Here is a 2,238-nt window from a genome sequence, read left to right as displayed (position 1 = left end):
CTCATCTCTTAAGTTGGATCATTGGTGAAGAATTAACTTTAAATGATATTTTAGAGAAACCTTTTTATCATCCCACTCTGGAAGAAGGTCTACGCACTGCCCTTAAACATGCACGCAGGCAGCTAAAATAATTATTCTTATAAGGTTTTTCTTAATTAAAGTTAACTCTCTATATCTCTGAAGCAGGACAACCGTGTAAATTTGTTTTTTTAAGAACTGAGTTTTCTAGAATTTTCTTATTTTCCCGCCCATAAAAAAAACACCCCCAATTTTAGTTGGGGGTGTTTAGAATAATGAGCTGGCGATGACTTACTCTCACATGGGTAACCCCACACTACCATCAGCGCTAAGAGGTTTCACTTCTGAGTTCGGGAAGGGATCAGGTGGTTCACTCTTGCTATGGTCGCCAGCACAACTGTTTATGGATACTTGCTTTGGTCTTATTGACTGCCGAAGCGTTTTCCAAATCTTTACAGACTGGGCTGATTGAATCTGATTGTGTTCATTTTATCTAGTGTTATAACTAAATCAAGTTGCTTTGTAGATTTATGAATCGATTGATGCTTTATATACAACTGCTTGGGTGTTGTATAGTCAAGCCTCACGAGCAATTAGTATTGGTCAGCTTCACATATCACTATGCTTCCACATCCAACCTATCAACGTCCTAGTCTCGAACGGCTCTTTAGAGGAATAAATTCCTAGGGAAATCTTATCTTGAGGTAGGCTTCCCGCTTAGATGCTTTCAGCGGTTATCCCTTCCGAACATAGCTACCCGGCGATGCGACTGGCGTCACAACCGGTACACCAGAGGTTCGTCCACTCTGGTCCTCTCGTACTAGGAGCAGATCCTCTCAAATTTCCAGCGCCCACGGTAGATAGGGACCGAACTGTCTCACGACGTTCTAAACCCAGCTCGCGTACCTCTTTAAATGGCGAACAGCCATACCCTTGGGACCTGCTTCAGCCCCAGGATGAGATGAGCCGACATCGAGGTGCCAAACACCGCCGTCGATATGAACTCTTGGGCGGTATCAGCCTGTTATCCCCAGAGTACCTTTTATCCGTTGAGCGATGGCCCTTCCATACAGAACCACCGGATCACTAAGACCTACTTTCGTACCTGCTCGACTTGTGGGTCTCGCAGTTAAGCGCGCTTTTGCCTTTATACTCTACGCGTGATTTCCGACCACGCTGAGCGCACCTTCGTACTCCTCCGTTACTCTTTAGGAGGAGACCGCCCCAGTCAAACTACCCACCAGACACGGTCCTCGTCCCGGATAACGGGACAGAGTTAGAACCTCAACATTACCAGGGTGGTATTTCAAGGACGGCTCCATTGGAACTAGCGTTCCAACTTCAAAGCCTCCCACCTATCCTACACAAGTAAGGTCAAAGTTCAGTGTCAAGCTGCAGTAAAGGTTCACGGGGTCTTTCCGTCTAGCCGCGGGTACACTGCATCTTCACAGCGATTTCGATTTCACTGAGCCTCTGCTGGAGACAGCGCCGCCATCATTATGCCATTCGTGCAGGTCGGAACTTACCCGACAAGGAATTTCGCTACCTTAGGACCGTTATAGTTACGGCCGCCGTTTACTGGGGCTTCGATCAAGAGCTTCGCTTACGCTAACCCCATCAATTAACCTTCCAGCACCGGGCAGGCATCACACCCTATACGTCCACTTTCGTGTTTGCAGAGTGCTATGTTTTTAATAAACAGTTGCAGCGGCCTGGTTTCTGCGGCTGTCATCAGCTCAGGAAGCAAGTTCCATCACCAACAACAGCGTACCTTCTCCCGAAGTTACGGTACCATTTTGCCTAGTTCCTTCAGCAGAGTTCTCTCAAGCGCCTTGGTCTACTCGACCTGACCACCTGTGTCGGTTTCGGGTACGATTCCTGTGTAACTGAAGCTTAGAGACTTTTCCTGGAAGCATGGTATCAGCCACTTCGCTGTACAAGTACAGCTTGCTATCGGATCTCAGTATAGAGTACCCCGGATTTGCCTAAGATACATACCTACATCCTTCCACCTGGACAACCAACGCCAGGCTGACTTAACCTTCTCCGTCCTCTCATCGCATTACACAGAAGTATTGGAATATTAACCAATTTCCCATCGACTACGCCTTTCGGCCTCGCCTTAGGGGTCGACTCACCCAGCCCCGATTAACGTTGGACTGGAACCCTTGGTCTTTCGGCGAACGGGTTTTTCACCCGTTTTGTCGTTACTCACGTCAG

The 2,238-nt window shown here is 47.7% G+C and carries 1 protein-coding gene and 2 rRNA genes; 1 reads left to right on the top strand and 2 read right to left on the bottom strand.

Annotated elements, in window-relative coordinates; genetic code table 11:
• A partial coding sequence (locus tag J582_RS27420) for a hypothetical protein (RefSeq protein WP_228131714.1) occupies positions 1-131 on the top strand: 131 nt, incomplete at its 5' end.
• Positions 132-296: 165 nt separating this feature from the next.
• On the opposite strand, the gene rrf is transcribed toward J582_RS27420, so the two are convergent.
• Positions 297-411 (bottom strand): 5S ribosomal RNA (rrf, locus tag J582_RS24620).
• A 179-nt stretch (positions 412-590) separates the two neighbouring features.
• A 23S ribosomal RNA gene (locus J582_RS0105475) occupies positions 591-2,238 on the bottom strand; the annotation flags it as partial.

Source organism: Acinetobacter sp. 1566109 (assembly GCF_000582255.1).
GTDB classification, from domain to species: domain Bacteria; phylum Pseudomonadota; class Gammaproteobacteria; order Pseudomonadales; family Moraxellaceae; genus Acinetobacter; species Acinetobacter nosocomialis.
Note: the sequence above shows the minus strand (reverse complement) of the source record. Positions and strands in the feature narration are given on the sequence as shown.